The sequence below is a fragment of the Sulfitobacter sp. PS-8MA genome (assembly GCF_040933935.1).
Classification (GTDB): domain Bacteria; phylum Pseudomonadota; class Alphaproteobacteria; order Rhodobacterales; family Rhodobacteraceae; genus Sulfitobacter.
Map to the genome: position 1 here is coordinate 1,648,382 of NZ_JBFQYJ010000006.1, position 24,270 is coordinate 1,672,651.

The window sequence follows — 24,270 nt, forward strand, 5'->3', positions numbered from 1 at the left end:
ACTGACTTACAAAGGCGACGCCCATGTTGACCTTCACCATCCGACGACTTCTTCTGTCGATCCCGACGCTTTTGTTTATCAGCCTGGTGATTTTCCTGCTGCTGCAACTCGCGCCCGGCGACCCGATGGCCCAAGTGCCGCTGACGGTCCCGCCCGAAGTGAAAGAGAAAATGCGCGAGGCCTTGGGCCTTGGGCAACCGATCCACATCCAATATTGGAAATGGCTGGTGCAGGTTTTCTGGATCGAGCCGCAGGTGTTCATCGACTATCTGACCAACCGCTCCGCCCTATTCAGCTGGCTGCCCGACACCGCCTTCTCCGAAGGCAAGCTGCGTGTGATCTCCTGGCAGACCCGCTCCCCGGTGATGGACATCGTGATCCAGCGCATGCCACAGACCCTCTGGGTCGTGGGGCTGGCCTATATCGTGGGCATCGTGATCGCCATTCCGATCGGGATCTACTCGGCCTATCGCCACTACTCGGTTTTCGATCAGGCCGGGACATTCGTCACCATGGTCGGCTTCTCGATCCCGCCCTTCTTTACCGGGCCGCTGCTCATCGTGATCTTCTCGGTCTATCTCGGCTGGCTGCCGTCGATCTATGACACCACCCATGTGGTGAACGATTGGGAGAGCTTTAAGGTGCAGTTCATGCAGATGATCATGCCCGTCATGGTGCTGGCGCTGCAAACCACCGCCCAGATCAGCCGCTACATGCGGGGCGCCATGCTCGACAACCTCAATCAGGACTACGTGCGCACCGCCCGCGCCAAGGGGTTGAAGGAAAGCGTCGTGGTCATGGTGCATGTGCTGCGCAACTCGATGATCCCGGTGGTCACCGTCATCGCGCTTGGCATGCCTGCCATCTTCGGCGGCGCCATCATCACCGAGAATGTCTTCAAGGTGAACGGCATTGGCCAGTTGCTGCTGACCGCGCTGCGCGCCAATGACCTGCCGATGGTGATGACCCTCACCTTCATCTTTGCGGTGTTGATCGTTCTGTTCAACCTGATCGCAGATATCCTCTACGGCCTGCTTGACCCAAGGATCCGTTATGACTGAGCAACCCATCCCCGCCAGCCCCGTCGAAGCCGACCTGGAGTTCATGAAGGCCCTGCAAGACAAGGGCCCGCAAAAGCCGCCGCGCAGCCAATGGCGCGATGTCTGGGACCAGTTTCGCAAGCACAAGGGCGCGCTTTTCGGCGGCGGCTTTCTGATCTTCATCACGCTGGCGGTGATCTTTGGCCCCTACCTGTGGGACATCGACGCCAAGAAGCTGGACATCCGCAACAAGAACTGGCGGCCAATCTATACGCTGCTCTGGGACGGCGATGCCAAAGCGGGGTGGAGCCATCCCTTCGGCACCGACCAACTGGGCCGGGATATTCTGGCGCAGATGCTCTTTGGCGGCCGTGTCTCGATGGCGGTGGGCTGGATGGCGATGGCGCTGGCGCTGATCATCGGCACCGCCGTGGGGGTGCTGTCGGGCTTCTTCAAACGGCTCGACTTCTGGCTCATGCGTTTTACCGACCTGATCCTCAGCCTGCCGATCCTGCCGCTGGTGCTTTTGGCGGTGACGCTCTTTGGCCAGCCGTTGCGGGCGCAGTTCGGGCCTGAGGGCGGCATGTTCATCCTGATCGTCTCGGTCATCAGCCTGACCTCATGGATGCAGACCGCGCGGATCGTGCGGGGTGACATTCTGGCGCTGAAAGAACGCGAGTTCATCCTTGCCGCCCGGTCCATCGGCACCACACCGGGCAAGATCATCCGGCGGCACCTGCTGCCCAATGTGATCTCGCCGATCATGGTGTCGGCCACGCTGGGTCTGGCCACGGCGATCATCACCGAAAGCGCGCTCAGCTTCCTCGGCGTCGGCTTCCCCTCGGACTTCCCCACTTGGGGCAAGCAACTGGCCGATGCGGTTGACCGGATGCAGGAGTTCCCCGAGCGGGTCATGCTGCCGGGAATCGCCATCTCGTTGACGGTGCTGGCGGTGAATTATCTGGGCGACGGTCTGCGCGACGCGCTTGATCCGCGCATTCGCGGGCGCTGAGCCAAATAAGTCCCAAACGGCCCCCGGACAGCGCACCGGGGGCCGTTTCGTTTTGGGCCTGCGCGGTTCAGCCGAACAGGATTGCCGCAGAAGCCGCCAGATCGAAACATTATCCCGCGATCCACCGCCGCAGCGGGTGCGCTTTCACTTGATTACGGCGCCCCCTCCCGCCAAATGGGAAATAATTCCGTTTTTGAGGGTTTTCGTGATGTTTGAGTCCTTCGGCTTTGAAGAGACCACGGCGAAACAGGCATCTGTTCTGCTGGCGGCTGTGGTCGGTCTTGCTTTCGGCGTCTTGGCGCAGCGCACCCGTTTCTGTTTCCGCCGCAGCCTGGTGGGCGAAGATCGCCGCCAAGCGCTCGGCATCTGGCTCACCGCCCTCGCAGTGGCGGTGATCGGAACACAGGCCGCCGTCTTTGCCGGGCTGATCAATTTCGACGCGCATCGCTTCATGGTCAGCGAGGTGCCCTTCCTTGCCATCGCCATCGGCGGGCTGTTGTTCGGCGCGGGCATGGTGCTGACACGCGGCTGCATCTCGCGGCTGACGGTGCTGACGGGGGGCGGCAACCTGCGGGCCGCACTTGTGGTGCTGGTCTTTGCCGTGGTGGCCCATGCGACGCTCAAAGGCGTGCTGGCCCCGCTGCGGGTGGCTGTCGGCTCGGTCACCGTCGATATGGGCGAAAGCGTGAGCCTCGCGGCCCTGCCCGGGGGCGCGCTGCTCTGGGGCGGGCTGATCGCGCTGGCGGCGCTGGCCTATGCGCTGCGCTCGGGCAACCGTCCGGGGCAGCTTGTGATGGCGGCTTTGCTGGGTCTGCTGGTGCCTGCGGCATGGGTCGGCACCGGCTTTGTCTTGCTCGACGAATTTGACCCGATCGCCATGGAAAGCCTGAGCTTCACCTCCCCCGCGGCGGACTCATTGTTCTGGACCATCGCCAGTTCGTCGATCCCCGCCGGTTTCGGCACCGGCTTGCTCGGCGGTGTGCTGGCAGGCGCGCTGATCGCCAGCCTGCTCTTTGGCGAGTTCCGCTGGCAGAGCTTTGATGCGCCCCGCCAGACCGGCCGCTATATGACAGGTGCGGCGATGATGGGTGTTGGCGGTGTGCTCGCCGGGGGCTGTACGCTGGGCGCCGGCCTCTCGGGCGTGCCGACACTGTCACTCGCCGCGATTGAGGCCATCGTGATGATCGCTCTGGGCGCCTTTGCCATGCAGGCGCTGCTCAGCCGATCTTCCGCCGCAGACGCCGCAACATCAGCCAGACACCAAGGACTACCGGCAGAGTAACCGCGGCGGTCAGCACCCCTTTGCTGACCCCCAGCGGCGCGGCGGCGGGATAGAGCAGATAGCCCGCCAAAGAGACCGCGTAATAGCTGATCGCGACGACCGACAGCCCTTCGACCGTATGTTGCAGGCGCAGTTGCAGATCGGCGCGGCGGTCCATGCTGGCAAGGATCGCCTGGTTCTGGGCCGAGCGTTCCACATCAACCCGCGTGCGCAGCAGCTCCGCAGCCCTGAGCGCGCGTCCGGAGAGGGTCTGCAACCGCCTCTCCGTTGATTTCACCGTGCGCATGGCCGGCTCATAGCGGCGCATCATGAATTCGCCAAAGCCCTGCCGCCCCGTGAAACGTTCCTCGCGCAGGGCCGATATCCGTTGATAGACAATCGCCTCATAGGCCCCCGTGGCGGCAAAACGGTAGGCGGTGTCGGCGGTCAGCGCCTCCAGCGCCACCGACACGTCCAGCAGCGCATGCAGGGTCTCTTCCGCCGCCGTCCCGGCCCCGCTGCGCATCGCCCCCATCAGGCTGGACAGCTGCCCGTCCAGATCATTCAGCGCCGCCGCCATGCCGCGGGCCTCCATGAAGCCCAGCATCGACATGGCCTTATAGGTCTCGATCTCGCAGAGCCGCTGCACGATCCGCCCGATCCGCCGCTCCCCGGTGCGCGCTTCGATGAAAAGCGCCAGCCGCATGTGGCCTGCGGGATCGATGCGAAAGTCGCTCGCCACCACGGAGGCCCCTTCCAGCACCTCGGCCACGGCAAGGCTTTCGGGGACGAACCAGTCTTGCAGATGCGCGGCGATCTCGCTGTCATCGGGTTTGGGCAGGACCATCACAAGCGCCGAGGTGATCCGCTCGCCCTGCAGCGAGGAGAGCCAATCTTCGGGGAAGACCTCGAAATCCGTGGGCGCGAAGGGCGCGGTCTGGCCCGCCTGCGCGATCACCGTATAGGTCACGAACTCGGTATGCTGCTCCCATTTCAGGGTGAAACGCCCCATCTCTCCGTAATAGTGTTTGGCCTCCGCATCCGCACGCGGCGCGCCGTAATGCGCCAGAAGGGCGTTCAACTCTGACTTCGGATCACTGCCGGGGGTGAGTTTCACCGCCAGAAAGGCCACCCGCGACGGCGCGGCAAGCTGCGGAAAAGGGCGCGCGTGCATTTCGCCGGTCAGGGCAAGCCGCTGGGGGTGATCTTTGATCGGGGCCATGGGGGTGTTCCGCTGTTTCAGGCGTCAATTGCGCCTCAGAATAGCGGGTCTGCGCCTGAGGGCCAGAGAATAATCATTATTTTTCAGCATGTTGCAGTGTACCGCAGTATACCAGCCAAAAGGCAAACGCCCCACCGTTTCCGGCAGGGCGTTCTTTGGGGTGCTGCGCGGGAATTTTTTGAAAATTCCCGGCCGTTTTCTTCAAAAGAAAACGGTCAGTCGATCAGCGGCAGCAGCTTGTCGAGGCTGGCCTTGGCATCGCCATAGAACATCCGGGTGTTCTCCTTGAAGAACAGCGGGTTCTCGATGCCGGAGTAGCCCGTGCCCTGCCCGCGTTTGGAGACGATGACCGTTTTGGCCTTCCAGCATTCCAACACCGGCATGCCGGCGATGGGGCTGTTGGGATCGTCCTGTGCCGCAGGGTTCACGATGTCGTTGGAGCCGATGACAATCGCCACGTCGGTCTCGGGGAAATCTTCGTTGATTTCATCCATCTCCATCACGATGTCATAAGGCACCTTCGCCTCGGCCAGAAGCACGTTCATATGCCCGGGCAAACGGCCCGCCACCGGGTGGATGGCGAAACGCACGTTCTTGCCCTTGGCCCGCAGCTTTTTGACCAGATCGCTGACCGCACCCTGGGCCTGTGCCACCGCCATGCCGTAGCCGGGGATGATGATGACGCTGTCGGCCTCATTGAGCGCTTGCGCCACACCATCGGCCTCGATCGCCACCTGCTCGCCCTCGACTTCCATCGCGGGACCGGAGGTGCCGCCAAAGCCGCCAAGGATCACGCTGATGAAGGACCGGTTCATCGCCTTACACATGATGTAGCTGAGGATCGCACCCGAAGACCCAACCAGCGCGCCGACCACGATCAACAGATCATTGCCAAGCGAGAAGCCGATCGCCGCGGCGGCCCAGCCGGAGTAGCTGTTCAGCATCGAGACAACCACCGGCATGTCGGCGCCACCGATGCCCATGATCAGGTGGTAGCCGATAAACAGCGCCGCCAGCGTCATGAGGAAGAGCGGCAGGAAGCCCCCGGTGTTGAAATACCAGATCAGGCAGAGCAGCGAGATCGCGGCAGCACCGGCATTGAGCAGGTGACCGCCCGGCAGTTTGGTGGCCGCAGAACTCACGCGACCCGCCAGCTTGCCATAGGCGATGACCGAGCCGGTAAAGGTCACGGCACCGATGAAGACGCCAAGGAACAATTCCACCCGCAGGATCGCGATTTCAACACTGTCCTTCTTGGCCAGCAGCGCCGAGAAGCCCTGGGCGGACTTGCGCGCCACATCGTCCATCAGCAGCACGTCGCCAAGCGCGATATGCGCGTTATAGCCGACGAAAACCGCCGCGAGACCGACAAGGCTGTGCATTGCCGCGACAAGCTCCGGCATCTGCGTCATCTGCACCCGGGTGGCCAATTGGTAGCCAATGGCCCCGCCCGCGGCGATCAGGATCAGCGAGAGGAGCCAGAACCCCGCCCCCGGCCCGAAGAGCGTGGCGATGACCGCCAGCGCCATGCCGGTGATGCCATACCAGACGGCCCGTTTCGCGCTTTCCTGCCCCGAGAGGCCGCCCAGCGACAGGATGAAGAGAACCGCTGCAACCACATAGGCTGCTGTCGTAAATCCATAGTCCATGATGCGTGCTCCTTCAGGATTTCTGGAACATGGCGAGCATGCGCCGTGTCACGAGGAAGCCACCGAAAATGTTGATCCCACACATGAAGACCGACAGAGCAGCAAGAATAATCACCAGTGCCGAGTTCGAGCCGATCTGCATCAGCGCGCCCAGAATGATGATCGAGGAGATCGCATTGGTCACCGCCATCAGCGGCGTGTGCAGACTATGCGCCACGCCCCAGATGACCTGGAAGCCGACAAAGACCGCCAGCACGAAGACGATGAAATGCTGCATGAAGCTCGCAGGCGCCACGAGGCCCACGCCCAGCAAGAGCGCCGCCCCAACCGCCAGAAGCGTGACCTGGTTCTTGGTCTGCGCCTTGAAGGCCGCCAATTCCTCGGCGCGCTTCTCGTCGGGGGTCTTTTCCTTGGGCTTTTCCTTCTTCGGCGCCGCCGCGATGGCCGCGACCTTGGGCGGTGGCGGCGGGAAGGTCACCTCTTTCTCATGCGCGATGGTGGCGCCACGGATCACGTCATCTTCCATGTCGTGGTTGATGACACCGTCTTTTTCGGGCGTCAGATCCGCCATCAGGTGGCGGATGTTGGTGGCGTAGAGCGTCGACGCCTGCGTCGCCATGCGCGAGGGGAAATCGGTGTAGCCGATGATCGTGACACCGTTCTCGGTGACGATCTTCTCGTCCATCTTGGTGAGCTTGCAGTTGCCGCCCTTTTCCGCGGCAAGGTCAACGATCACCGAGCCGGGCTTCATTGCCTGCACCATGTCCTCGGTCCAAAGCTCCGGCGCCTCGCGGTTGGGGATCAGCGCCGTGGTGATGACAATGTCCACATCAGGCGCCAGCTCGCGGAATTTGGCCAGCTGGGCTTCGCGGAATTCGGGAGAGGACACAGAGGCATAGCCGCCCGAAGCCGAGCCGTCCTGCTGCTCTTCCTCAAAATCGAGATAGACGAATTCAGCGCCCATGCTCTCGACCTGCTCCGCCACTTCGGGGCGCACGTCAAAGGCCAGCGTGATGGCCCCGAGCGAGGTCGATGTGCCGATCGCCGCAAGACCCGCGACGCCCGCGCCGACGACCAGCACCTTGGCCGGGGGCACTTTGCCCGCCGCGGTGATCTGACCGGTGAAGAAACGGCCAAAGTTGTTGCCCGCCTCGATCACGGCCCGGTAGCCCGCGATGTTCGCCATCGAGCTCAGCGCGTCCATCTTCTGCGCCCGGCTGATCCGCGGCACCATGTCCATCGCCATGACGGTCGCGCCCTTTTCGGCGGCGGCCTCCATCAGCGCGGTGTTGCCGGCGGGGTTGAACATGGAAATCAGCGTCTGGCCCGCGCGCAGGCGGCTGACCTCAGCCTCAGAGGGCGCGCGCACCTTGGCGATCACATCGGCGGCCTCCCAGAGCGCGTCGGTGGTCTTTGCCACCTCGACCCCGGCGGCATCATAGGCCGCATCATCGAACCCTGCCGCCGCACCGGCGCCCGTCTCGATGATACAGCTATGTCCAAGTTTTTGCAGTTGCAGAGCGCTTTCCGGCGTCATCGCGACCCGGTTCTCGCCTTCGAAAATCTCTTTCGGTGTCCCGATCTTCAAACCGTGAGTCCCCTTTTTCTGGCCCGTCGCGCCCGCGTGGCGCAACTTTGTTAGTCAGAGCGATATCGCGCGCGCAGCAATAGTACAAGCAAGCCGATGCGGGAAACGCGGCGCTATTGCTGCACTGCCACATAAGGGGACGGTTTTTCGACTTGAGGGGAGATCGCAGAACAAAAATGCCCCCGCCGCCCATGGCAGCGGGAGCAAGGAAGGCTTACAGGCCGGGGATCAACCGCGCCAGACCGCGCTGTTCAAAGGTTGTGCTGCGATCTGCACCGAACATGATCTTGCCGCCCAGAGCGACAAAAGGCTCCGTTTCGCTTCCGCTGCCGAAATCGGCTTCTGCCGAACCGACTTCGATAAAGAGATTGGTGCTTGGGGAGACATCCCGGTCAAGCCGAACCGCGAAACGCGTCAGATCACCGTTGTTTGCTTCGCTTCGGTCGAAATAGCCGGTCAGCCCGAACCCCTGGCTCATCTCATAGCGGGCCTGAACCCCGCCAAAGGTGCCGCCGGTAATGCTGTCAGTGTCCGCGATATAGCCTTCGAACCGCCAATCCTGAATCTCATGCGCCACTTCAACGCCGGCGATGTCAGCTTCTTCACCTTCAAATTTCTCGCGGGTGTAGAACAGGCCGAAAGAGGTTGCGGCATTCATGTGATAGATACCGTGCAGGCCCAACAGGGTGCTTTCGGCGTTGACCCAGTCAAAATCATGGTAGGCCGCGTCGATCTGCAGGCTGAAGTTGCGCGGGAAGCCAAGTTCCACCGAACCTTCCAAACCCACACGGTTGAGGTCAGTTTCGTCAGTAAAAGTCGAATAGGTCAGGCCGACCGAGCCGCCTGTCATTTCGACGGCCTGCGCGGTCGTCGCGCCCAAGGCGAGCGCTGCGGTCAGCGTCAGGGCGGGGAAATGTGAGAAATTCATGATACTACTCCGGGTTAAAAATGAGGCGCTGTCACAAGGTTACCAGATACAGGTTGCGCAAGTTTTGCCAGAGTCGCAAGTCCGGCGGGCGCTAGAGCAAGCCGCTGTGTCTCAGGCGCCACGTCCCTCTGACCTCCGCCTCCCCCCAAGCGCTTTAACGCGCCGTCACGACCTATCCCCCTTGAGCTGCCGCGCCGCGCCCGTCACCCTAGGCGCAAAGGGGAGGGATTATGACACTGCAAGACAAACACGCTTTCATCACCGGCGGCGGCACCGGTATCGGGTTGGCAATGGCGCGGGATCTGGCGCGCAAGGGCGCGCGGGTGACCATCACCGGGCGGCGGCAAGAGGTGCTCGATGCCGTTGCGGGCGATGGTATCACCGGCAGGGCGATGGATGTGCGCGACGAGGCGCAGGTGGTCGAGACCATTGCAGAGGCCGTCGCGGCCAACGGTCCGGTGCAGATCTGCATCGCCAATGCCGGCGTGGCCGAGGGCCGCGCGCTGCATAAGACCGATCTCGATTTCTGGCGCGACATGATGGCCACCAATCTCGACGGGGCGTTCCTGACCATTCGCGAAAGCCTCAAATCCATGCGGCAGACCGATTGGGGCCGGGTGATTGCGGTCTCCTCCATGGCCGGTCTGCGCGGTCTGCCGGGGGCGGCCTGTTACTCGGCCTCGAAACACGGGATGATCGGTCTGATCCGCTCGCTGAGCGAAGATTACATGGGGCAGCCCTTTACCTTTAACGCGCTCTGCCCCGGCTATGTCGATACCGATATCATCGCCCGCAACACCGAGACCATCGCCAAACGCGCCGGGCTGTCAGAGGACAAGGCCCGCGACGTGATGGTCAACGCCAACCGCCACAAACGGCTGATCGCGCCTTCTGAGGTCGCGGCTGCGGCGGCATGGTTGGTCGGCGAAGGCTCGGAAAGTGTGAACGGGCAATGTATCGAAATTGCCGGCGGGCAGATGTGAGCGCGTTAAACGCGTCTTAACCAAGCTGCGCAAAGCTGGGGGCATGGCACGGTTACGACAGCTCCATGACCCCGGTGGCGGCACCTATTTCTTTACCCTGCGTTTGGCGCAGCGGGGTGATGACGTTCTGCTGCGCCGCATTCCCCTGCTTCGACAGGCGCTGCGCGAGACATTGGCGCGCAGACCGTTTCACATCGACGCGATTGCCGTTTTGCCGGATGCCATCCACACGGTCTGGACCCTGCCTGCGCAGGACGGCGACTATGCGAAGCGGATCGGCATGTGGAAGGCGCGGTTCTCAAAACATCTGCCGCCCCCGCCCCATCGCAGCCTGCGGCAGATCAAGCGCGGCGAGAAAGGCATTTGGCAAAGGCGGTTTTGGGAACACAAGATACAGGGTGCCGCCGATTTTGAACGGCATCGGAATCTGGTGCATCTCAGCCCGGTTCATGCCGGGTTCTGCCAAAGGCCCGAGGATTGGCCGTTCAGCGCCATCCACCGGGAGCGCGCGCGGGTGATCGAGCCGGAGTTCGAGGTGTTGGAAGAGGAGGTTGCGCCTGTGCCGCGACGGTATCCCACGCATATGCCGCCAGAGAGGTTACACAGTTGAAGGCGGCGCAGGCATAGGGGGCAATTTGCTGGGGTAAAGACGCGGCGCGCTTGACCTTCAGAGCGACGAAGGGCGCAGGCCGGCCCCTCCGCCTATTCATTTTCAGCGCAGGTCACCATCGAAGCGACAGCCGCGTCCTACTGCGCTGCCGTCAGCACCGGCAGCGCCGATCCATCCGCAGCCCATGCCCGTACTGCGGCGCCAAAATGCTCGAACAGCGGGCGCGAGACGGGATCGTTGGCGGCATTCCATTCCGGATGCCACTGTACGGCCAGCGTGAAACCAGGCGCATCCGCGACGTAAATCGCCTCGGGCGTGCCATCGTCGGCATGGCCGTCAATCACCACGCGGGGGCCGGGTTCCTTGATCCCCTGCCCGTGCAACGTGTTGGTACGGACCTTCGACGCGCCCATCACCCGGTGAAAGACCCCGCCTTCGGTAAAGCTCACATCATGGCGCAGCTCGAATTTCTCTTCGATGGTGCCATCGGGCGGCATGCGGTGGTTCATCCGCCCCGGCAACTCGCGAATTTCGGGATAGAGCGAGCCCCCCATGGCCACATTCACCTCCTGAAACCCGCGGCAAAGCCCCAGGAACGGCTGCCCCCGCGCGACACAGGCACGGATCAGCGCCAAGGCCACCGCATCGCGGGCCCGATCAAATGCGCCATGCGCCTCGGTCTCGGGCTCGCCATATTCTTCGGGATGGACATTGGGCCGCCCGCCGGTCAGCAGAAAGCCGTCGCAGACCTCCAGCAGTTCCTCGACCGAGACGAAACGCGGATCGCTGGGCACGATCAGCGGCACGCAATCGGCCACACCGGCAATCGCTTCGGTGTTCATCTGCCCGCCCGCATGGACAGGGTAGCTATCGTTCAGCAGGTAGGAATTGCCGATAATGCCAACAACGGGTCGGGCCATGTGTTACCTCTCTTCCACGATGGCCCGAACATAAGCGCTGTTTGCTCCGGGCTCAACCTTCGCCCTGTGCCGCCTGTGCTTTCAACTCCAAACGGCGCTGATGCAGCACAGGTTCAGTATAGCCCGACGGCTGCTCGCGGCCCTTGAGCACCAGATCGCAGGCCGCCTGAAACGCCACCCCATCGAACCCCGGCGCCATCGGCGTGTAGGTCGGATCATCGGCGTTTTGGCGGTCGACCACGGCGGCCATCTTCTGCAGCGCCGCCTCGACTTCCTCGCGGCTGATCACCCCGTGATGCAGCCAGTTCGCCAAAGCCTGCGCGGAAATCCGGCAGGTGGCGCGGTCTTCCATTAGGCCCACGTCATTGATGTCCGGCACTTTGGAGCAGCCGACCCCCTGATTGATCCAGCGGACGACATAGCCGAGAATACCCTGGGCATTGTTCTCGATCTCCCGGGTAATCTCCTCAGGGCTGAGGTTGCGGCCATCCATCACCGGGATGGTCAGCAGGGCGTCAAGGCTGCCGCGCGCCCCGCCGGCCTTGATTTCCTCCTGCCGGGCCAGAACATCAACCTTGTGGTAATGTGTCGCGTGCAATGTCGCCGCCGTAGGCGATGGCACCCAGGCGCAGTTCGCCCCCGACTGCGGATGGCCGATCTTGGCCTCCAGCATCTCTTCCATGCGGTCGGGCATGGCCCACATGCCCTTGCCGATCTGCGCCTTGCCCTGCAAGCCGCAGGCCAAACCGATGTCGACGTTGCGGTCCTCATAGGCCGCGATCCAGGCGCTGTTTTTCATCTCGCCCTTGGGCACCATCGGCCCGGCTTCCATGCTGGTGTGGATCTCATCGCCGGTGCGGTCCAGAAAACCGGTGTTGATAAAGGCGACCCGCTGTTTCGCGGCGCGGATACACTCCTTGAGATTGGCACTGGTGCGGCGTTCCTCATCCATAATGCCGAGTTTCACGGTATTGCGCGGCAGGTCGAGCGCGGCTTCCACATGGGTAAAGATTTCATCGGCAAAGGCCACTTCTTCCGGCCCGTGCATTTTCGGTTTCACCACATAGACACTGCCGGTGACCGAGTTGCCGCCTGCGCGCTGCAGATCATGCATGGCGATCAGCGTGGTGACCATCGCATCCATCAGCCCTTCGCCGATCTCACGCCCCTCGCGGTCGCGCACGGCGGGGTTGGTCATCAGATGGCCGACGTTGCGCACCAGCATGAGCGAGCGGCCCTTCAGCGTCAGATCGCTGCCGTCGGGGGCAGTATAGCGCCGGTCCTCGGCCATGCGCCGGGTCACGGTCTTGCCGCCCTTCTCGAAGGTCTCGGACAGATCGCCCTTCATCAGGCCGAGCCAATTGCCATAGGCCAGCACCTTGTCCTCGGCATCCACCGCCGCGACGCTGTCTTCGCAGTCCATAATGGTCGAAAGCGCGGATTCGATCACGACATCGGCCACCTTGGCGGGGTCCTCTTTGCCAATCGGGTGTTCGGGGTCGATCACGATCTCGATATGCAGGCCGTTGTTGCGCAGCAAGATCGCGTCAGGTGCCTCGGGCGCACCGCGGTAGCCCGCGAATTGCGCCGGGTCTGCGAGCTGCGAAGGCGCCGCGCCTTCCGCCACTGCCGCGACCAGTTGCCCTTCCTCGACCCGGTAGCCGGCCAGCTCCGCATGGCTGCCCGTGGTGAGCGGCGCCGCCTCATCCAAAAACGCCTTGGCCCGCGCCACCACCCGCGCGCCGCGCGCGGGGTCATAGCCCTTCCCGCTCGGCAGATCGCCCAGCGCATCGGTGCCATAGAAGGCGTCATAGAGGCTACCCCAACGGGCATTGGCGGCGTTCAGGGCAAAGCGGGCATTGGTGATCGGCACGACGAGCTGCGGCCCCGGCACCTGCGCGATTTCAGGGTCGACGTTCCGGGTCTCGATCTCAAAGGCCGGGCCTTCGGGCAGCAGATAGCCGATTTCACGCAGGAATGCGGTATAGGCTTTGGCATCATGGGGCTGCCCAGCGCGCGCGCGGTGCCATTCGTCGATCTGCGCCTGCAGGGACGCGCGTTTTTCCAACAAATCACGGTTTCGCGAGCCTAAATCATGCACAAGCTTTGAAAAGCCAGACCAGAAGGCAGACGCCTCAACACCGGTTCCGGGCAAGGCGCGGTTTTCGATGAAGTCGGCCAGACGCCGGTCTACCTGCAAGCCTTCTTTGTCAATTCTGCCCGTCATGCTGCACCCTCTTCGCGGCTGTTGGTTCCTATAGGAAACTGTCTAGCAGAAAGCCTTAACCGCGCAAGCGGCGGGGATTTGAAGGTGTTTAGCTTTACTGTTGAAGATCGGGCGGCGCGGCATCGGTCTCTTCGGTGATTTTCTGGCCCGCATGGACCTCGGCCTCGGCGGCCGTTTCGGGCGACGGGTCCGTGGCTTGCAGCACATAATAGACGATGGCGGCAATCAACAGCAGGGCACCGACGATGATCGCGGTTTTGATGCCCCGTATCGCGTGGCGATGACGCTTCTTTTGCGTGTCGGTATCTGAGTCGGGGGCAGACATAGAGGCACCTCGTTTGTCGCAGAATGGAGCGGCTTGGCTTGCAGGTCACTTCGTGGAGGCATAACTTCTCACCAACACGAACGTTCCCCCCACAGGAGGTCCAATGCGCGACGCCACCCCCCAGACGATCTATCTCAGCGACTATCAGCCCTTTGGCTATCTGGTGGATGAGGTGGCGCTGACCTTTGACCTCGATCCCCATAAGACCCGGGTGAAAAGCCGCATCGCCTTTCGCCGCAACCCGGCGGCGGCGGATGCCGAGTTCTTCCTGCATGGAGAGGAGCTTTCGCTGATCTCGGCACAGATCGACGGCAAAGCGGTCACCCCAAAGGTTACGGAGCGGGGCCTGACCTGCGATGTGCCCGACGGTCCCTTCATCTGGGAAGCCGAGGTCGAGATCGACCCCAAGCGCAACACGGCGCTTGAGGGGCTCTATATGTCGAACGGCATGTATTGCACCCAATGCGAGGCCGAGGGCTTTCGCAAGATCACCTATTACCCCGACCGCCCCGATGTGATGAGCGTCTTTACCGTCACCATCAACGGGCCGCATCCAGTGCTCTTGTCCAACGGCAACCCTGTGGCGCAGGGGCCGAACCATGCCGAATGGCACGACCCTTGGCCCAAGCCTGCCTATCTCTTTGCGCTGGTGGCTGGCGGTCTGGTCGCGCATTCGGACCGTTTCACCACCATGTCGGGCCGCGAGGTCGATCTGAACCTCTATGTCCGCCCCGGCGACGAGGGCAAATGCGCCTTTGGGATGGAAGCGTTGAAAAAGTCCATGACATGGGATGAAGAGGTCTATGGCCGTGAATATGATCTTGATATCTTCAACATCGTCGCGGTGGATGATTTCAACATGGGCGCGATGGAGAACAAGGGGCTGAACATCTTCAACTCCGCCGCCGTTCTGGCCTCGCCCGAGACCTCGACCGATGACAATTTCGAGCGCATCGAGGCGATCATTGCGCATGAGTATTTCCACAACTGGACCGGCAACCGCATCACCTGCCGCGACTGGTTTCAGCTGTGCCTCAAGGAAGGGCTGACGGTTTACCGCGACAGTCAATTCACCTCTGACATGCGCTCGGCCCCGGTCAAACGGATCAGCGATGTGATCGATCTGCGCGGCCGTCAGTTTGCCGAGGACCAAGGCCCGCTGGCGCATCCGGTGCGGCCCGAAAGCTTTCAGGAAATCAACAACTTCTACACCGCCACCGTCTATGAAAAAGGCGCCGAGGTGATCGGCATGCTCAAGACGCTGGTGGGGGATGACGCCTACGCCAAAGCGCTTGACCTCTATTTCGAGCGTCATGACGGCGATGCGGCGACGATTGAGGATTGGCTCAAGGTCTTTGAGGAAACCACGGGCCGCGATCTGACACAGTTCAAACGCTGGTACAGTCAGGCTGGCACCCCGCGTCTTGCCGTGACGGAGGCATGGGACGCGGGCAAAGGGGTGCTGACCCTCAGCTTTTCGCAACACACCCCGCCCAGCACCGCGACGCCGGACCCGGCGCCGCAGGTACTGCCCATCGCGGTTGGGCTGATTGGCCCCGACGGCAAAGAGGTCGCGCCGACCCGGGTGCTGGAAATGACCGAGGCCGAGCAGAGCTTTGTCTTTGACGGGTTGGACGAACGCCCCACCGCCTCCATCCTGCGCGGGTTTTCCGCCCCGGTGGTGCTGGAACATGACCAGAGCAAGCAGGAGCGCCTGCATCTGCTGGCCCATGACAGCGACGCCTTCAACCGCTGGGAAGCCGGGCGCACCTTGGCGCGGCAGTCTTTGCTGGACAGTATCCTTCTGAGCAGCGCGCCGGATGCCGCATGGCTGGATGCGTTGGAACCGCTGCTGAGCGATGAGACACTTGAACCCGCCTACCGTGCCTTGATGCTCGGCCTGCCGAGCCATGCCGATCTTGCCAGCACGCTGCATACCAAGGGCCATACCCCTGACCCCGCCGCGATCTACGCGGCGGTCGAGGCCACGCGGGAGGCCATGGCCGCGCGCTTTGCCGATGTGCTGGGCACGCTCTATGCGCAGCATAAGATCGACGCGCCCTACCGCCCCGATGCGGAACAATCGGGCAAACGCGCGCTGACCAATGCCGCCCTGTCTCTGCTCACCCGCGTTCAGGGGCCAGAGCGCGCGCAGGCGCAATTCGATGCGGCCGACAACATGACCCAGCAACTCAGCGCTCTGGCTGCGCTGCTGCGGTCGGGCCATGGCGATCAGGCGCTGGCTGACTTTGAGGCGCAGTGGCGGGCGGACCGTCTGGTGATGGACAAGTGGTTCGGGCTGCAAGTCTCCCAAGCCAGCCCGGAAAGGGCGGCCGAGGTCGCGCAACACCTGACCGAACATGCGGATTTCAACTGGAAAAACCCGAACCGATTCCGCGCGGTCTTCGGCTCTCTGGCCATGCATCACGCGGGCTTCCACCATGAAAGCGGCAAGGGTTACACCCTGCTGGCGGATTGGCTGATGCGGCTTGATCCGATCAACCCGCAGACCACGGCGCGGCTGTGTTCGGCCTTTCAGACATGGCGGCGCTATGATGCGGCGCGGCAGGCAAAGATCGAGGTCGAGCTGGACCGTATGCTCGCCACCCCCGGATTGAGCCGCGACACCAGTGAAATGCTCAGCCGCATTCGCGCGGCCTGAACCCGGTCAGCGCCGCCTTGCCGCGACGCTGACCTCGCGTCCCTGCTGTTCCAAAAACTCAGGGACGCGCGCGCGGGCGGGTCTCATCCAGCGGTCGGCAATAGGACTGGCGGCGCAGCCAACTGGACATGTCCTTGCGTTTTGATGCGCTCCGCATCGGCCCCCAATCGGCCCCGACGCCCCGTTTGCCATTGCCCGCAATCACCCCGTCGCGCGGCACGGTTGTCGCCATGATCCGCACGGCACAGCTCAGGTTCGCGGCGCCATTCTTCAGCCCGTCGCCACTGCCGACATTGCATTTATAGCCCCGCGCCGTGCCGGGCAGGATCTGCAACAGCCCATACCAGCGCCCGCCGCCGCCCACGGCCCAAGAACGGTAGGTGCTTTCATGTTTCGCCAGCGTAGACATAAACCCCACCCAAAAGGCGCGGCGCTGCGGGTCTGACGCGGTGGGATAGGCCGGGCACCATTCCGCCACATCCGCGGGCACCATATCCACCAGCGGCTTGCCATGTGACTTCAGCGCCGACAGCGCCGCCCGCGTCCACAGTGAATGGCCCCGCACATGCTGCCACCTTGTGCGCGGCAGGGTGCTGCTGCGCGCAGGCGGCCGCAGATTGCTGGTGAAAGGCGCAGTCTCCAGGACCTGCGGTGTCTCTTTCGGCGCGACCTCCTCGGGAAAGGTCAGCGCCGCCTCTTGCACAGCCTCGCGCGCTTTCGGCCGCGGCTGCGGCTGCGCGGTCGCCACCACATCGACAAATGCCGCAGGCGATTGCGAAAGCTCAGCCGCCGCAAAGGTCGGACCGACAGTGAGGGCAAGGGCAAGCAACAGAGGTTTCATGCCGCCATATGACTGCCCCGCGCCGAACTTGGCAAGCCGCAGCGCTTTGAACGCGAAGCTCGGCAAGATTTCACCGAAAACAGACCGTTGCACGACCCCTGTCCAAACGCGCTACACAAATTTCCAGAAAGCTCCGCAGGCGCGACACGGTTCCGCCCCATTACGCGGTCAAATTCGGAGCAACACAAGACTGGCAAGCAGGACCGGACCCCGAATGACATTTCTCTCTACCCTTCTCCCGTCCGCTCTACAGGGTCTGCTGGCCAAGGCCCCGGCGGCGGAGCCGGAGGTTGAGCCACTCGACATCCCCCTGCTGCGCCGTCGCCCGCGCCCGGATGAACTGGTGCGCATCGCCTGCCCCGACCCCACCCGCGAAGAGCTGCACCGCGACCGTCACCAGCACCGCGCCCAATGGCTGGTGCGGCAGGAACGCTGGGAGGAGATGGCCGAGGCGCTACAGGCCGCGGATCAATCGCGCGACATGACCCCCGGGGCGATGCCGGTGGCCGAGCTTATGGCCTTTGGCGCGCGGGCGGATGTGATTCTCGCCGCCGAACACGCGCTGTTTGACGGCAAACCGGCCCGCGACGCGCCGCTGATGGCCGGCATCGAAGCGCTGGAACATGTGCTGGAAGAACACGCAGGCAATGCGATGATCGCCTGTGTCGTGGCGCAGACCCATATCGACATCGCCTGGGCCTGGCGCGGCACGCAGGGCGAGGGCGAGATGCCCCCCCGCAACCGCGAAGCCTTTGCCGCGCATTTCGACAGAGCGCAGGAAATCCTCGCGCCATATGACCAAGACACAACCGGCTCGGCTCTGCTCGCCGCGACCCGTTGTGCCTTGCTCGGGGGGACAGGGGCCGATGCCCGCGCCGTGGCCGACCGCTACGCGCGGCTCATCGACCTGAACCCCGCCAACCCGCGCCCCATGCGGGCCATGGGCCACCATCTTCTGCCGCGGTGGCATGGCTCATATGCCCAGCTTGAGCTTGAGGCCCGTCGCACTGCCGCGCGGACCGAAGCGACATGGGGCGCGGGCGGCTATACATGGGTGCAATTCGACGCCATTAGCTGCGATGCGCAGGCCTGTGCCAACCTTGATGTGCCATTCTTTATCGAAGGGCTGCGCGACATCCTCGCCCGCCGCCCCGACCCGCATACCGCCAATCTGCTCGCTGCCTATTGCGCCAGCGCCATCGGTCAGGTTCCCCGCAGCGATGCCGCCAGCGAAGTCCGGGCCGAGATCGCCGATTGCGCCCGCTGGATCGTGCGCGACCATATGACGGAACTGCACCCGATGCTCTGGGCCCATGCCGCGCGCGGCTTTGACAACAATCTGCGCGTCCGCTCCCCCAGCCGCTTTGCCGCCGCCGGACGGGCCGACGCCATGCGCATCATCACCGGCCTGTTCCAACGCGAGATCGAGGCGGGCAAACGGGTCGTATTCACCGAAGGCCGCCGTCCAATCGCAATGCCCGGCTAACCCTGCCTCTTGAAGCGCCTGTTGCGCTAAAGTATGACCGGCCAAGTTCCAATTGACCGAAGGCGGCCGCGATGCTTGATCTGAGTTACGACACCCCGAAACCGCGCGTGATTGCCGGTGCCAAACATGACTGGGAACTGGTCATCGGGATGGAGGTGCACGCGCAGGTCTCGTCGAACGCCAAGCTCTTCTCCGGCGCCTCGACCAAATTCGGCGCCGAGCCCAACAGCAATGTGGCCTTCGTCGATGCCGCCATGCCCGGCATGTTGCCGGTGATCAACGAATACTGTGTCGAGCAGGCGGTGCGCACGGGGCTGGGCCTGAAGGCCGAGATTAACCTGAAATCTGCCTTCGACCGCAAGAACTACTTCTACCCCGACCTGCCGCAGGGCTACCAGATCAGCCAGCTTTATGAACCCATCGTGGGCGAAGGCGAAGTGCTGGTCGAACTGGGCGACGGCACCGCGCGGCTGGTCCGGATCGAGCGCATTCATATGGAGCAGGACGCGGGCAAGTCGATCCATGACATGGACCCGAATATGTCCTTCGTCGATCTGAACCGCACCGGCGTCTGCCTGATGGAGATCGTCTCCCGCCCCGACATCCGCGGACCCGAAGAGGCCGCCGCCTATCTCGCCAAACTGCGCCAGATCATGCGCTACCTGGGCACCTGTAACGGCGACATGCAGTCGGGCGCGATGCGCGCGGATGTGAACGTCTCGGTCTGTCGGGTGGGCCAATATGAGAAATATCAGGAAACGCAGGATTTCTCGCATCTGGGCACCCGCTGCGAGATCAAGAACATGAACTCCATGCGCTTCATCCAGCAGGCCATTGAAGTCGAAGCCAAACGCCAGATCGCGATTGTCGAGGCCGGTGGCGAGGTCGTGCAGGAAACCCGCCTCTTCGACCCCGACAAGCAAGAAACACGCTCTATGCGCTCCAAAGAAGAGGCGCATGACTACCGCTATTTCCCTGACCCCGATCTGCTGCCTTTGGAGATCGAACAGGCATGGGTCGATGAGATTGCCGCGAACCTGCCGGAACTGCCGGATGAAAAAAAGGCGCGCTTCATCAACGACTTCGGACTGAGCGACTATGATGCCTCCGTGCTGACCGCCGATCTCGACAGCGCGGGCTATTTCGAAGCAGTGGCGAAAGGCCGCGATGGCAAGATGGCGGCGAATTGGGTGATCAACGAGCTTTTCGGGCGTCTGAAGAAAGACGACAAAGGCATCACCGACAGCCCGGTCACCCCGGCGCAGTTGGGCAGCATCGTCGATCTGATCGCCTCGGACGCGATTTCGGGCAAGATCGCCAAGGAAGTCTTTGAAATCACCTATACAACTGGCCGCGAGCCAGAAGAGATTGTGGAGACCGAAGGTCTCAAACAGGTGACCGACACCGGTGCGATTGAAACCGCGGTGGATGAGATCATCGCCGCCAACCCCGATCAGGTCGCCAAGGCGCAGCAGAACCCGAAACTCGCGGGCTGGTTCGTCGGTCAGGTGATGAAAGCCACGGGCGGCAAGGCCAACCCCAAGGCGGTCAATGAAATCGTGTCGCGCAAGCTCGCCCAGCAATGAGCGCGCCTGCCGTCCCCTTCCGCTCGGGCGAGATGAAGGTCCGCCCCGAGTGGATTGATTTCAATGGGCATTTGAACATGGCCTATTACAACGTCCTGTTCGATGAGGGCGTTGACCAAGCCTATGCGCATCTCGGCTTCGGGCCCGATTACCGGCGTGGCGGCTGCACCACCTATGTGGCCGAATTTCACGTCTGCTACCTGCGCGAGCTGCATGAGGGCGACCGCGTCTACACCACCTTCCAACTGCTCGACTATGACGCGAAACGCTTTCACTGTTTCCAGCAGCTTTGGCATGTCGACGGCTGGCTGGCCGCCACGGGCGAAGGGCTGACGCTGCATGTGGACCAATCCGGCCCCCGTGTCGCGCCGATGCCCGATGCGATACTGGCCAAGCTTGAGCAGATGCACCGCGCCCATGCCGCGCTGCCCAAACCCGAACAGGCCGGACGCAGCATCGGCATCCGCCGCACCTAACCCCGACACCCCGGCCCCGCGCCGCTCCCCATGAGGCTCCCATGCGTTTTGAGTACAGAATTGTTCCCGCCCCGACCAAAGGCGTAAAGACCAAAGGGATTAAGACCCCCGAGGACCGTTTCGCCAAGACCTTGGAAGAGGTGTTGAACGAGATGGCCGCCGAAGGCTGGGAGTATCAGCGCGCGGAAACCCTGCCCTCGCTGGAACGTTCCGGCCTGACTTCGACCACCACGGAATGGCGTAATGTCCTGGTTTTTCGTAAAATGATCAGTGAAAGTGCTGCAATGCCAGCCGACCGCCCCGCGACCGATACGGCCCAGAGGGCGGCGGAGCTGCCCGCCGGCACGGCGGCGGTAACGGACCCCGCGCTGCGCGCCGACGCGCCGGCCTCGATCGTGCCGGATGAAGAAAAGACCGAGGCCGATGGCAAGCCGCCGGCCTTCCTCAACACCCCGGCGGCTGAGGATGGCGCGGCAGATGATACGGCCCCTGACGGTGATGAAAACACCGAAAAGCCAAAGACTTAAGCGGCGACCTTAAACGTCCAGATCAAGGGCGAGCGCATGGATGCGCCGCATCAGATCGGCCCCGAGCGCATTGTGCACAGCACGGTGCCGGGCCAGCCGGTTCAACCCCTTGAAACGGTCCGAGCGGATGCGCACGTTAAAGTGGCTTTCGCCCCCTTCCTGAAACCCGGCATGACCGCGATGGCTTTCGCTGTCATCCACCACCTCCAGTTCACGCGGCGCAAAAGCGGCTTCCAGCCGATCGCAAATCTCTTGTGTTGTGGACATGTTTTTACCCCCGGCCCCCTTCAATCCTGCGACGCAGGGTATATGGTGACCGGCCTGAGTCGGAAAGGTCTATCCACATGCCAAAAGCTGATCCCTTCGGATTCGACATGTCTGTGTCGTCCTCCAAAAAGAAAAACCCCCGCGGCCGTCGCGGCATGTCCGGTGCGTCGGAAACCTCGACCCGCATTTGCGACCATGAAGGCTGCGAAGAAGCCGGCAAGTTCCGCGCCCCGAAAGCGCCCGATGTGCTGGATGATTACTTCTGGTTCTGCCAGCAGCACGTGCGCGAATATAACTCCAAGTGGAGCTTCTTTGACGGCACCACCGAGGCCGAGTTGAACGCGCAGATGTCCAAGGACAAGGTCTGGGAGCGCAGCACCAAGCCTCTGGGCGACCCCGAGCAGCGCGCCTGGGCGCGGCTGGGGATCGAAGACCCGCATCAGGTGCTGGGCAAGAACGCCACCCAGAACCCCGGCCGTGGCCAGCAGGCAGGCCGCCGCCTGCCGCCCACCGAGCGCCGCGCGATTGAGATTCTGGAGGCCAAGGACACCTGGACCAAACCCGAGGTGCGCAAAGCCTACAAGGCGCTGATCAAAGTGTTGCACCCTGATATGAACGGCGGCGACCGCAGCCAGGAAGAGCAGTTGCAACTGGTCGTCTGGGCCTGGGACCAGATCAAAGGCAGCCGCAACTTCAAGGACTGAGCGCAGGGTCCGACCGGCGGGGGCTTGCGGATAAACGCAGATACCCCCTTTCCCTTGCGGATAGCCACGATATGTTGCACGAAATACGCGCGCGGCCCGACCCGCGCGCCTAAGGAAAAGGATGACGAGCGATGGCCGACGGCGCACTGGAACATGACATGAGACCCACCGAAGAGCTTTCGGTGCGCGACGTTTTCGGCATCGATTCCGATATGGTCGTCAAAGGTTTCCCCGAGCGGACCTCTCGCGTGCCCGACATCGACAGCACCTATAAATTCGACCCCGATACCACGCTTGCGATCCTTGCGGGCTTTAGCCACAACCGCCGCGTGATGATCCAAGGCTACCACGGCACCGGCAAATCGACCCATATCGAACAGGTGGCCGCGCAATTGAACTGGCCCACCGTGCGGGTAAACCTCGACAGTCACATCAGCCGGATCGACCTGATCGGCAAGGATGCGATCAAGCTGCGCGACGGCAAACAGGTGACCGAATTTCATGAAGGCATCCTGCCCTGGGCGCTGCGCAACCCGACGGCGATTGTCTTTGACGAATATGACGCGGGCCGCGCCGATGTGATGTTCGTGATCCAGCGCGTGTTGGAGCATGACGGCAAGCTCACGCTGATGGATCAGAACGAGATCATCACCCCGCACCCCTATTTCCGCCTGTTTGCCACCGCGAACACCGTGGGTCTGGGCGACACCACGGGCCTCTACCACGGCACCCAGCAGATCAACCAGGCGCAGATGGACCGTTGGAGCCTTGTGGCCACGCTGAACTATCTCAGCATTGACGCAGAGACCGCCATCGTTCTGGCCAAGAACCCGCATTACAACACCGAGAAGGGCCGCAAGACCCTGAAGCAGATGGTCACCGTGGCCGACCTCACCCGCACCGCCTTTATGAATGGTGAGCTCTCGACCGTGATGTCGCCGCGTACCGTGATCGCATGGGCGCAGAATGCCGAGATTTTCCGCAATGTCGGCTATGCTTTCCGCCTGTCCTTCCTCAACAAATGCGATGAGTTGGAGCGTCAGACCGTGGCCGAGTTCTATCAGCGTCTGTTTGACGAAGAACTGCCCGAAAGCGCGGCCAGCCTCAGCCTCGGGTAGACCGCAGGCGATCACCGGACATCAAAAAGGGGCGCTGACACCAGCGCCCCTTTGTCGTTCCCAGCCCTGAGACGTTAATCCGCCGGCGCAGCTTCGGTGCTTTCGGCCGCGTTCGGGTCCTGCGGCACGCTGCTTTCAAGCGCCTGCTGCTCAGCTTCCATGTCCTGCGCGGTCTTGAAGGCTTCGGCGGCTTCAAGGTCGGCCTTAGTCGCCGAAGAGACCAGACGCAGGGTGCCGCTTTCGTCGGTCATGGTGGAAAGACTGTCCATCTTCACCGCGACCCATTTCTCGCCAATGCCCAGAAAGCCCCCCACGCCGATGACAACACCTTCGACGGAGCCATCAAGGTTCACGATCAGGTCATCCACCGCGCCGATCTTTTCACCGGCATCCGAATAGATCTTGCTGCCGATCAGATCATCCGCAAGGATCGTGTTTTCGCTTTGCATGGTGATCTGACCTTCGACCGGCTTTGCAGGCGCTTCCGCCGGTGCTTCGGCCGCGGCGGGGTCATCGGTCATCGGGGTTTCAGCGGTGTCGATCGCATCTTCTGCCGCATCATCTGCGGGGGCGGCGGTTGCCGGGGCCTCGGCACTGTCGCTGGCGCTGTCAGCCGCGGGCATTTCGGCGGTATCGGTCGCCCCCGCATCGCCGGTTTCCATGGTCTCTTCACTCTGCGCCGCGTCACTCTGCGGCGCCTCGGTGGTCGCTTCGCCCTCCACGGGTTTCACAGCGTCGTCCTGCGCCACAACGGCAAGCGGCACCGCGCCCAGAACAGCGATCATCGCCAGACGGCTCACATGTTGCATGAAGTTGGTCATTTTCCTCACTCCTACTT

General features: G+C 62.8%; 22 protein-coding genes. 12 read left to right on the top strand and 10 right to left on the bottom strand.

Annotated elements, in window-relative coordinates:
• The first annotated feature begins 23 nt into the window (after nt 1–23).
• The 3 genes from AB4M76_RS12185 (at nt 24) to AB4M76_RS12195 (ending at nt 3,334) form a co-directional block, all read left to right on the top strand.
• Entirely contained in the window at nt 24–1,061 is a 1,038-nt protein-coding gene (locus AB4M76_RS12185; protein WP_368442140.1) for an ABC transporter permease, read from the top strand.
• Complete coding sequence (locus tag AB4M76_RS12190; protein ID WP_368442141.1) at nt 1,054–2,052, top strand: ABC transporter permease; 999 nt, start codon at nt 1,054–1,056, stop codon at nt 2,050–2,052. The genes AB4M76_RS12185 and AB4M76_RS12190 overlap by 8 nt, the downstream gene beginning before the upstream one ends.
• A gap of 208 nt (nt 2,053–2,260) precedes the next feature.
• Nucleotides 2,261–3,334 carry a YeeE/YedE family protein gene (locus tag AB4M76_RS12195; protein WP_368442142.1) on the top strand — a complete coding sequence of 358 codons (1,074 nt, stop codon included), beginning with the start codon at nt 2,261–2,263 and terminating at the stop codon, nt 3,332–3,334.
• Here the strand turns inward: AB4M76_RS12195 and AB4M76_RS12200 are convergent.
• The 4 genes from AB4M76_RS12200 to AB4M76_RS12215 form a co-directional block, all read right to left on the bottom strand.
• On the bottom strand, nt 3,270–4,535 hold the full coding sequence (locus AB4M76_RS12200) for a DUF3422 family protein (protein WP_368442143.1): 1,266 nt from the start codon (nt 4,533–4,535) through the stop codon (nt 3,270–3,272). The two genes, AB4M76_RS12195 and AB4M76_RS12200, sit on opposite strands and share 65 nt — an antisense overlap.
• 215 nt (nt 4,536–4,750) lie before the next feature.
• Nucleotides 4,751–6,184: an NAD(P)(+) transhydrogenase (Re/Si-specific) subunit beta gene (locus tag AB4M76_RS12205; protein WP_368442144.1), complete on the bottom strand. Its 1,434-nt coding sequence runs from the start codon at nt 6,182–6,184 to the stop codon at nt 4,751–4,753.
• Between the two features lie 13 nt (nt 6,185–6,197).
• Nucleotides 6,198–7,772, bottom strand: a complete 1,575-nt coding sequence (locus AB4M76_RS12210) for a Re/Si-specific NAD(P)(+) transhydrogenase subunit alpha (protein ID WP_368442145.1) — start codon at nt 7,770–7,772, stop codon at nt 6,198–6,200.
• Between the two features lie 214 nt (nt 7,773–7,986).
• Nucleotides 7,987–8,700, bottom strand: a complete 714-nt coding sequence (locus AB4M76_RS12215; RefSeq protein ID WP_368442147.1) for a hypothetical protein — start codon at nt 8,698–8,700, stop codon at nt 7,987–7,989.
• A gap of 230 nt (nt 8,701–8,930) precedes the next feature.
• On the opposite strand from AB4M76_RS12215, the gene AB4M76_RS12220 reads away from it, so the two are divergent.
• Nucleotides 8,931–9,683 (top strand): SDR family NAD(P)-dependent oxidoreductase, encoded by a 753-nt coding sequence (locus AB4M76_RS12220; protein ID WP_368442148.1) that lies wholly within the window; start codon nt 8,931–8,933, stop codon nt 9,681–9,683.
• Between the two features lie 43 nt (nt 9,684–9,726).
• Nucleotides 9,727–10,293, top strand: a complete 567-nt coding sequence (locus AB4M76_RS12225; RefSeq protein WP_368442150.1) for a transposase — start codon at nt 9,727–9,729, stop codon at nt 10,291–10,293.
• Between the two features lie 137 nt (nt 10,294–10,430).
• Here the strand turns inward: AB4M76_RS12225 and AB4M76_RS12230 are convergent, their stop codons facing one another.
• From AB4M76_RS12230 to AB4M76_RS12240, 3 genes are all read right to left on the bottom strand, one after another.
• Nucleotides 10,431–11,213 (bottom strand): gamma-glutamyl-gamma-aminobutyrate hydrolase family protein, encoded by a 783-nt coding sequence (locus AB4M76_RS12230; protein ID WP_368442151.1) that lies wholly within the window; start codon nt 11,211–11,213, stop codon nt 10,431–10,433.
• Nucleotides 11,214–11,265: 52 nt separating this feature from the next.
• Nucleotides 11,266–13,440, bottom strand: a complete 2,175-nt coding sequence (locus AB4M76_RS12235; RefSeq protein ID WP_368442152.1) for a malate synthase G — start codon at nt 13,438–13,440, stop codon at nt 11,266–11,268.
• A 94-nt stretch (nt 13,441–13,534) separates the two neighbouring features.
• Entirely contained in the window at nt 13,535–13,765 is a 231-nt protein-coding gene (locus AB4M76_RS12240) for a hypothetical protein (protein WP_368442153.1), read from the bottom strand.
• A gap of 103 nt (nt 13,766–13,868) precedes the next feature.
• On the opposite strand from AB4M76_RS12240, the gene pepN reads away from it, so the two are divergent.
• Nucleotides 13,869–16,427: an aminopeptidase N gene (gene pepN, locus AB4M76_RS12245; RefSeq protein WP_368442154.1), complete on the top strand. Its 2,559-nt coding sequence runs from the start codon at nt 13,869–13,871 to the stop codon at nt 16,425–16,427.
• Nucleotides 16,428–16,485: 58 nt separating this feature from the next.
• On the opposite strand, the gene AB4M76_RS12250 is transcribed toward pepN, so the two are convergent.
• On the bottom strand, nt 16,486–17,361 hold the full coding sequence (locus AB4M76_RS12250; protein ID WP_368442155.1) for a lytic transglycosylase: 876 nt from the start codon (nt 17,359–17,361) through the stop codon (nt 16,486–16,488).
• A 121-nt stretch (nt 17,362–17,482) separates the two neighbouring features.
• On the opposite strand from AB4M76_RS12250, the gene AB4M76_RS12255 reads away from it, so the two are divergent.
• From AB4M76_RS12255 to AB4M76_RS12270, 4 genes are all read left to right on the top strand, one after another.
• Nucleotides 17,483–18,754: a hypothetical protein gene (locus AB4M76_RS12255; RefSeq protein ID WP_368442156.1), complete on the top strand. Its 1,272-nt coding sequence runs from the start codon at nt 17,483–17,485 to the stop codon at nt 18,752–18,754.
• A 71-nt stretch (nt 18,755–18,825) separates the two neighbouring features.
• Entirely contained in the window at nt 18,826–20,340 is a 1,515-nt protein-coding gene (gatB, locus tag AB4M76_RS12260) for an Asp-tRNA(Asn)/Glu-tRNA(Gln) amidotransferase subunit GatB (protein ID WP_368442157.1), read from the top strand.
• Nucleotides 20,337–20,816: a thioesterase family protein gene (locus AB4M76_RS12265; RefSeq protein ID WP_368442158.1), complete on the top strand. Its 480-nt coding sequence runs from the start codon at nt 20,337–20,339 to the stop codon at nt 20,814–20,816. Before gatB ends, AB4M76_RS12265 begins: the two co-directional genes overlap by 4 nt.
• 41 nt (nt 20,817–20,857) lie before the next feature.
• Nucleotides 20,858–21,343, top strand: coding sequence for a DUF4177 domain-containing protein (locus AB4M76_RS12270; protein ID WP_368442159.1), 486 nt, complete (start codon nt 20,858–20,860; stop codon nt 21,341–21,343).
• Nucleotides 21,344–21,352: 9 nt separating this feature from the next.
• On the opposite strand, the gene AB4M76_RS12275 is transcribed toward AB4M76_RS12270, so the two are convergent.
• Nucleotides 21,353–21,610, bottom strand: coding sequence for a BolA family protein (locus AB4M76_RS12275; protein WP_368442160.1), 258 nt, complete (start codon nt 21,608–21,610; stop codon nt 21,353–21,355).
• A 77-nt stretch (nt 21,611–21,687) separates the two neighbouring features.
• Between AB4M76_RS12275 and AB4M76_RS12280 the strand changes: the two genes are divergently transcribed.
• Both AB4M76_RS12280 and cobS read left to right on the top strand, forming a co-directional pair.
• Complete coding sequence (locus tag AB4M76_RS12280) at nt 21,688–22,314, top strand: J domain-containing protein (protein WP_368442161.1); 627 nt, start codon at nt 21,688–21,690, stop codon at nt 22,312–22,314.
• A 131-nt stretch (nt 22,315–22,445) separates the two neighbouring features.
• Entirely contained in the window at nt 22,446–23,432 is a 987-nt protein-coding gene (gene cobS, locus AB4M76_RS12285; protein WP_368442162.1) for a cobaltochelatase subunit CobS, read from the top strand.
• Between the two features lie 74 nt (nt 23,433–23,506).
• On the opposite strand, the gene AB4M76_RS12290 is transcribed toward cobS, so the two are convergent.
• Entirely contained in the window at nt 23,507–24,253 is a 747-nt protein-coding gene (locus AB4M76_RS12290; RefSeq protein WP_368442163.1) for a PRC-barrel domain-containing protein, read from the bottom strand.
• Between the last annotated feature and the right edge of the window lie 17 nt (nt 24,254–24,270).

Coding starts and splice junctions, on each gene's coding strand:
- pepN (WP_368442154.1), top strand. CDS start 13,869: ATGCGCGACGCCACCCCCCAGACGATCTATCTCAGCGACTATCAGCCC.
- gatB (WP_368442157.1), top strand. CDS start 18,826: ATGCTTGATCTGAGTTACGACACCCCGAAACCGCGCGTGATTGCCGGT.
- AB4M76_RS12190 (WP_368442141.1), top strand. CDS start 1,054: ATGACTGAGCAACCCATCCCCGCCAGCCCCGTCGAAGCCGACCTGGAG.
- AB4M76_RS12215 (WP_368442147.1), bottom strand. CDS start 8,700: ATGAATTTCTCACATTTCCCCGCCCTGACGCTGACCGCAGCGCTCGCC.
- AB4M76_RS12205 (WP_368442144.1), bottom strand. CDS start 6,184: ATGGACTATGGATTTACGACAGCAGCCTATGTGGTTGCAGCGGTTCTC.
- AB4M76_RS12225 (WP_368442150.1), top strand. CDS start 9,727: ATGGCACGGTTACGACAGCTCCATGACCCCGGTGGCGGCACCTATTTC.
- AB4M76_RS12220 (WP_368442148.1), top strand. CDS start 8,931: ATGACACTGCAAGACAAACACGCTTTCATCACCGGCGGCGGCACCGGT.
- AB4M76_RS12265 (WP_368442158.1), top strand. CDS start 20,337: ATGAGCGCGCCTGCCGTCCCCTTCCGCTCGGGCGAGATGAAGGTCCGC.
- cobS (WP_368442162.1), top strand. CDS start 22,446: ATGGCCGACGGCGCACTGGAACATGACATGAGACCCACCGAAGAGCTT.
- AB4M76_RS12255 (WP_368442156.1), top strand. CDS start 17,483: ATGACATTTCTCTCTACCCTTCTCCCGTCCGCTCTACAGGGTCTGCTG.
- AB4M76_RS12270 (WP_368442159.1), top strand. CDS start 20,858: ATGCGTTTTGAGTACAGAATTGTTCCCGCCCCGACCAAAGGCGTAAAG.
- AB4M76_RS12280 (WP_368442161.1), top strand. CDS start 21,688: ATGCCAAAAGCTGATCCCTTCGGATTCGACATGTCTGTGTCGTCCTCC.
- AB4M76_RS12200 (WP_368442143.1), bottom strand. CDS start 4,535: ATGGCCCCGATCAAAGATCACCCCCAGCGGCTTGCCCTGACCGGCGAA.
- AB4M76_RS12230 (WP_368442151.1), bottom strand. CDS start 11,213: ATGGCCCGACCCGTTGTTGGCATTATCGGCAATTCCTACCTGCTGAAC.
- AB4M76_RS12195 (WP_368442142.1), top strand. CDS start 2,261: ATGTTTGAGTCCTTCGGCTTTGAAGAGACCACGGCGAAACAGGCATCT.
- AB4M76_RS12185 (WP_368442140.1), top strand. CDS start 24: ATGTTGACCTTCACCATCCGACGACTTCTTCTGTCGATCCCGACGCTT.
- AB4M76_RS12275 (WP_368442160.1), bottom strand. CDS start 21,610: ATGTCCACAACACAAGAGATTTGCGATCGGCTGGAAGCCGCTTTTGCG.
- AB4M76_RS12240 (WP_368442153.1), bottom strand. CDS start 13,765: ATGTCTGCCCCCGACTCAGATACCGACACGCAAAAGAAGCGTCATCGC.
- AB4M76_RS12235 (WP_368442152.1), bottom strand. CDS start 13,440: ATGACGGGCAGAATTGACAAAGAAGGCTTGCAGGTAGACCGGCGTCTG.
- AB4M76_RS12290 (WP_368442163.1), bottom strand. CDS start 24,253: ATGACCAACTTCATGCAACATGTGAGCCGTCTGGCGATGATCGCTGTT.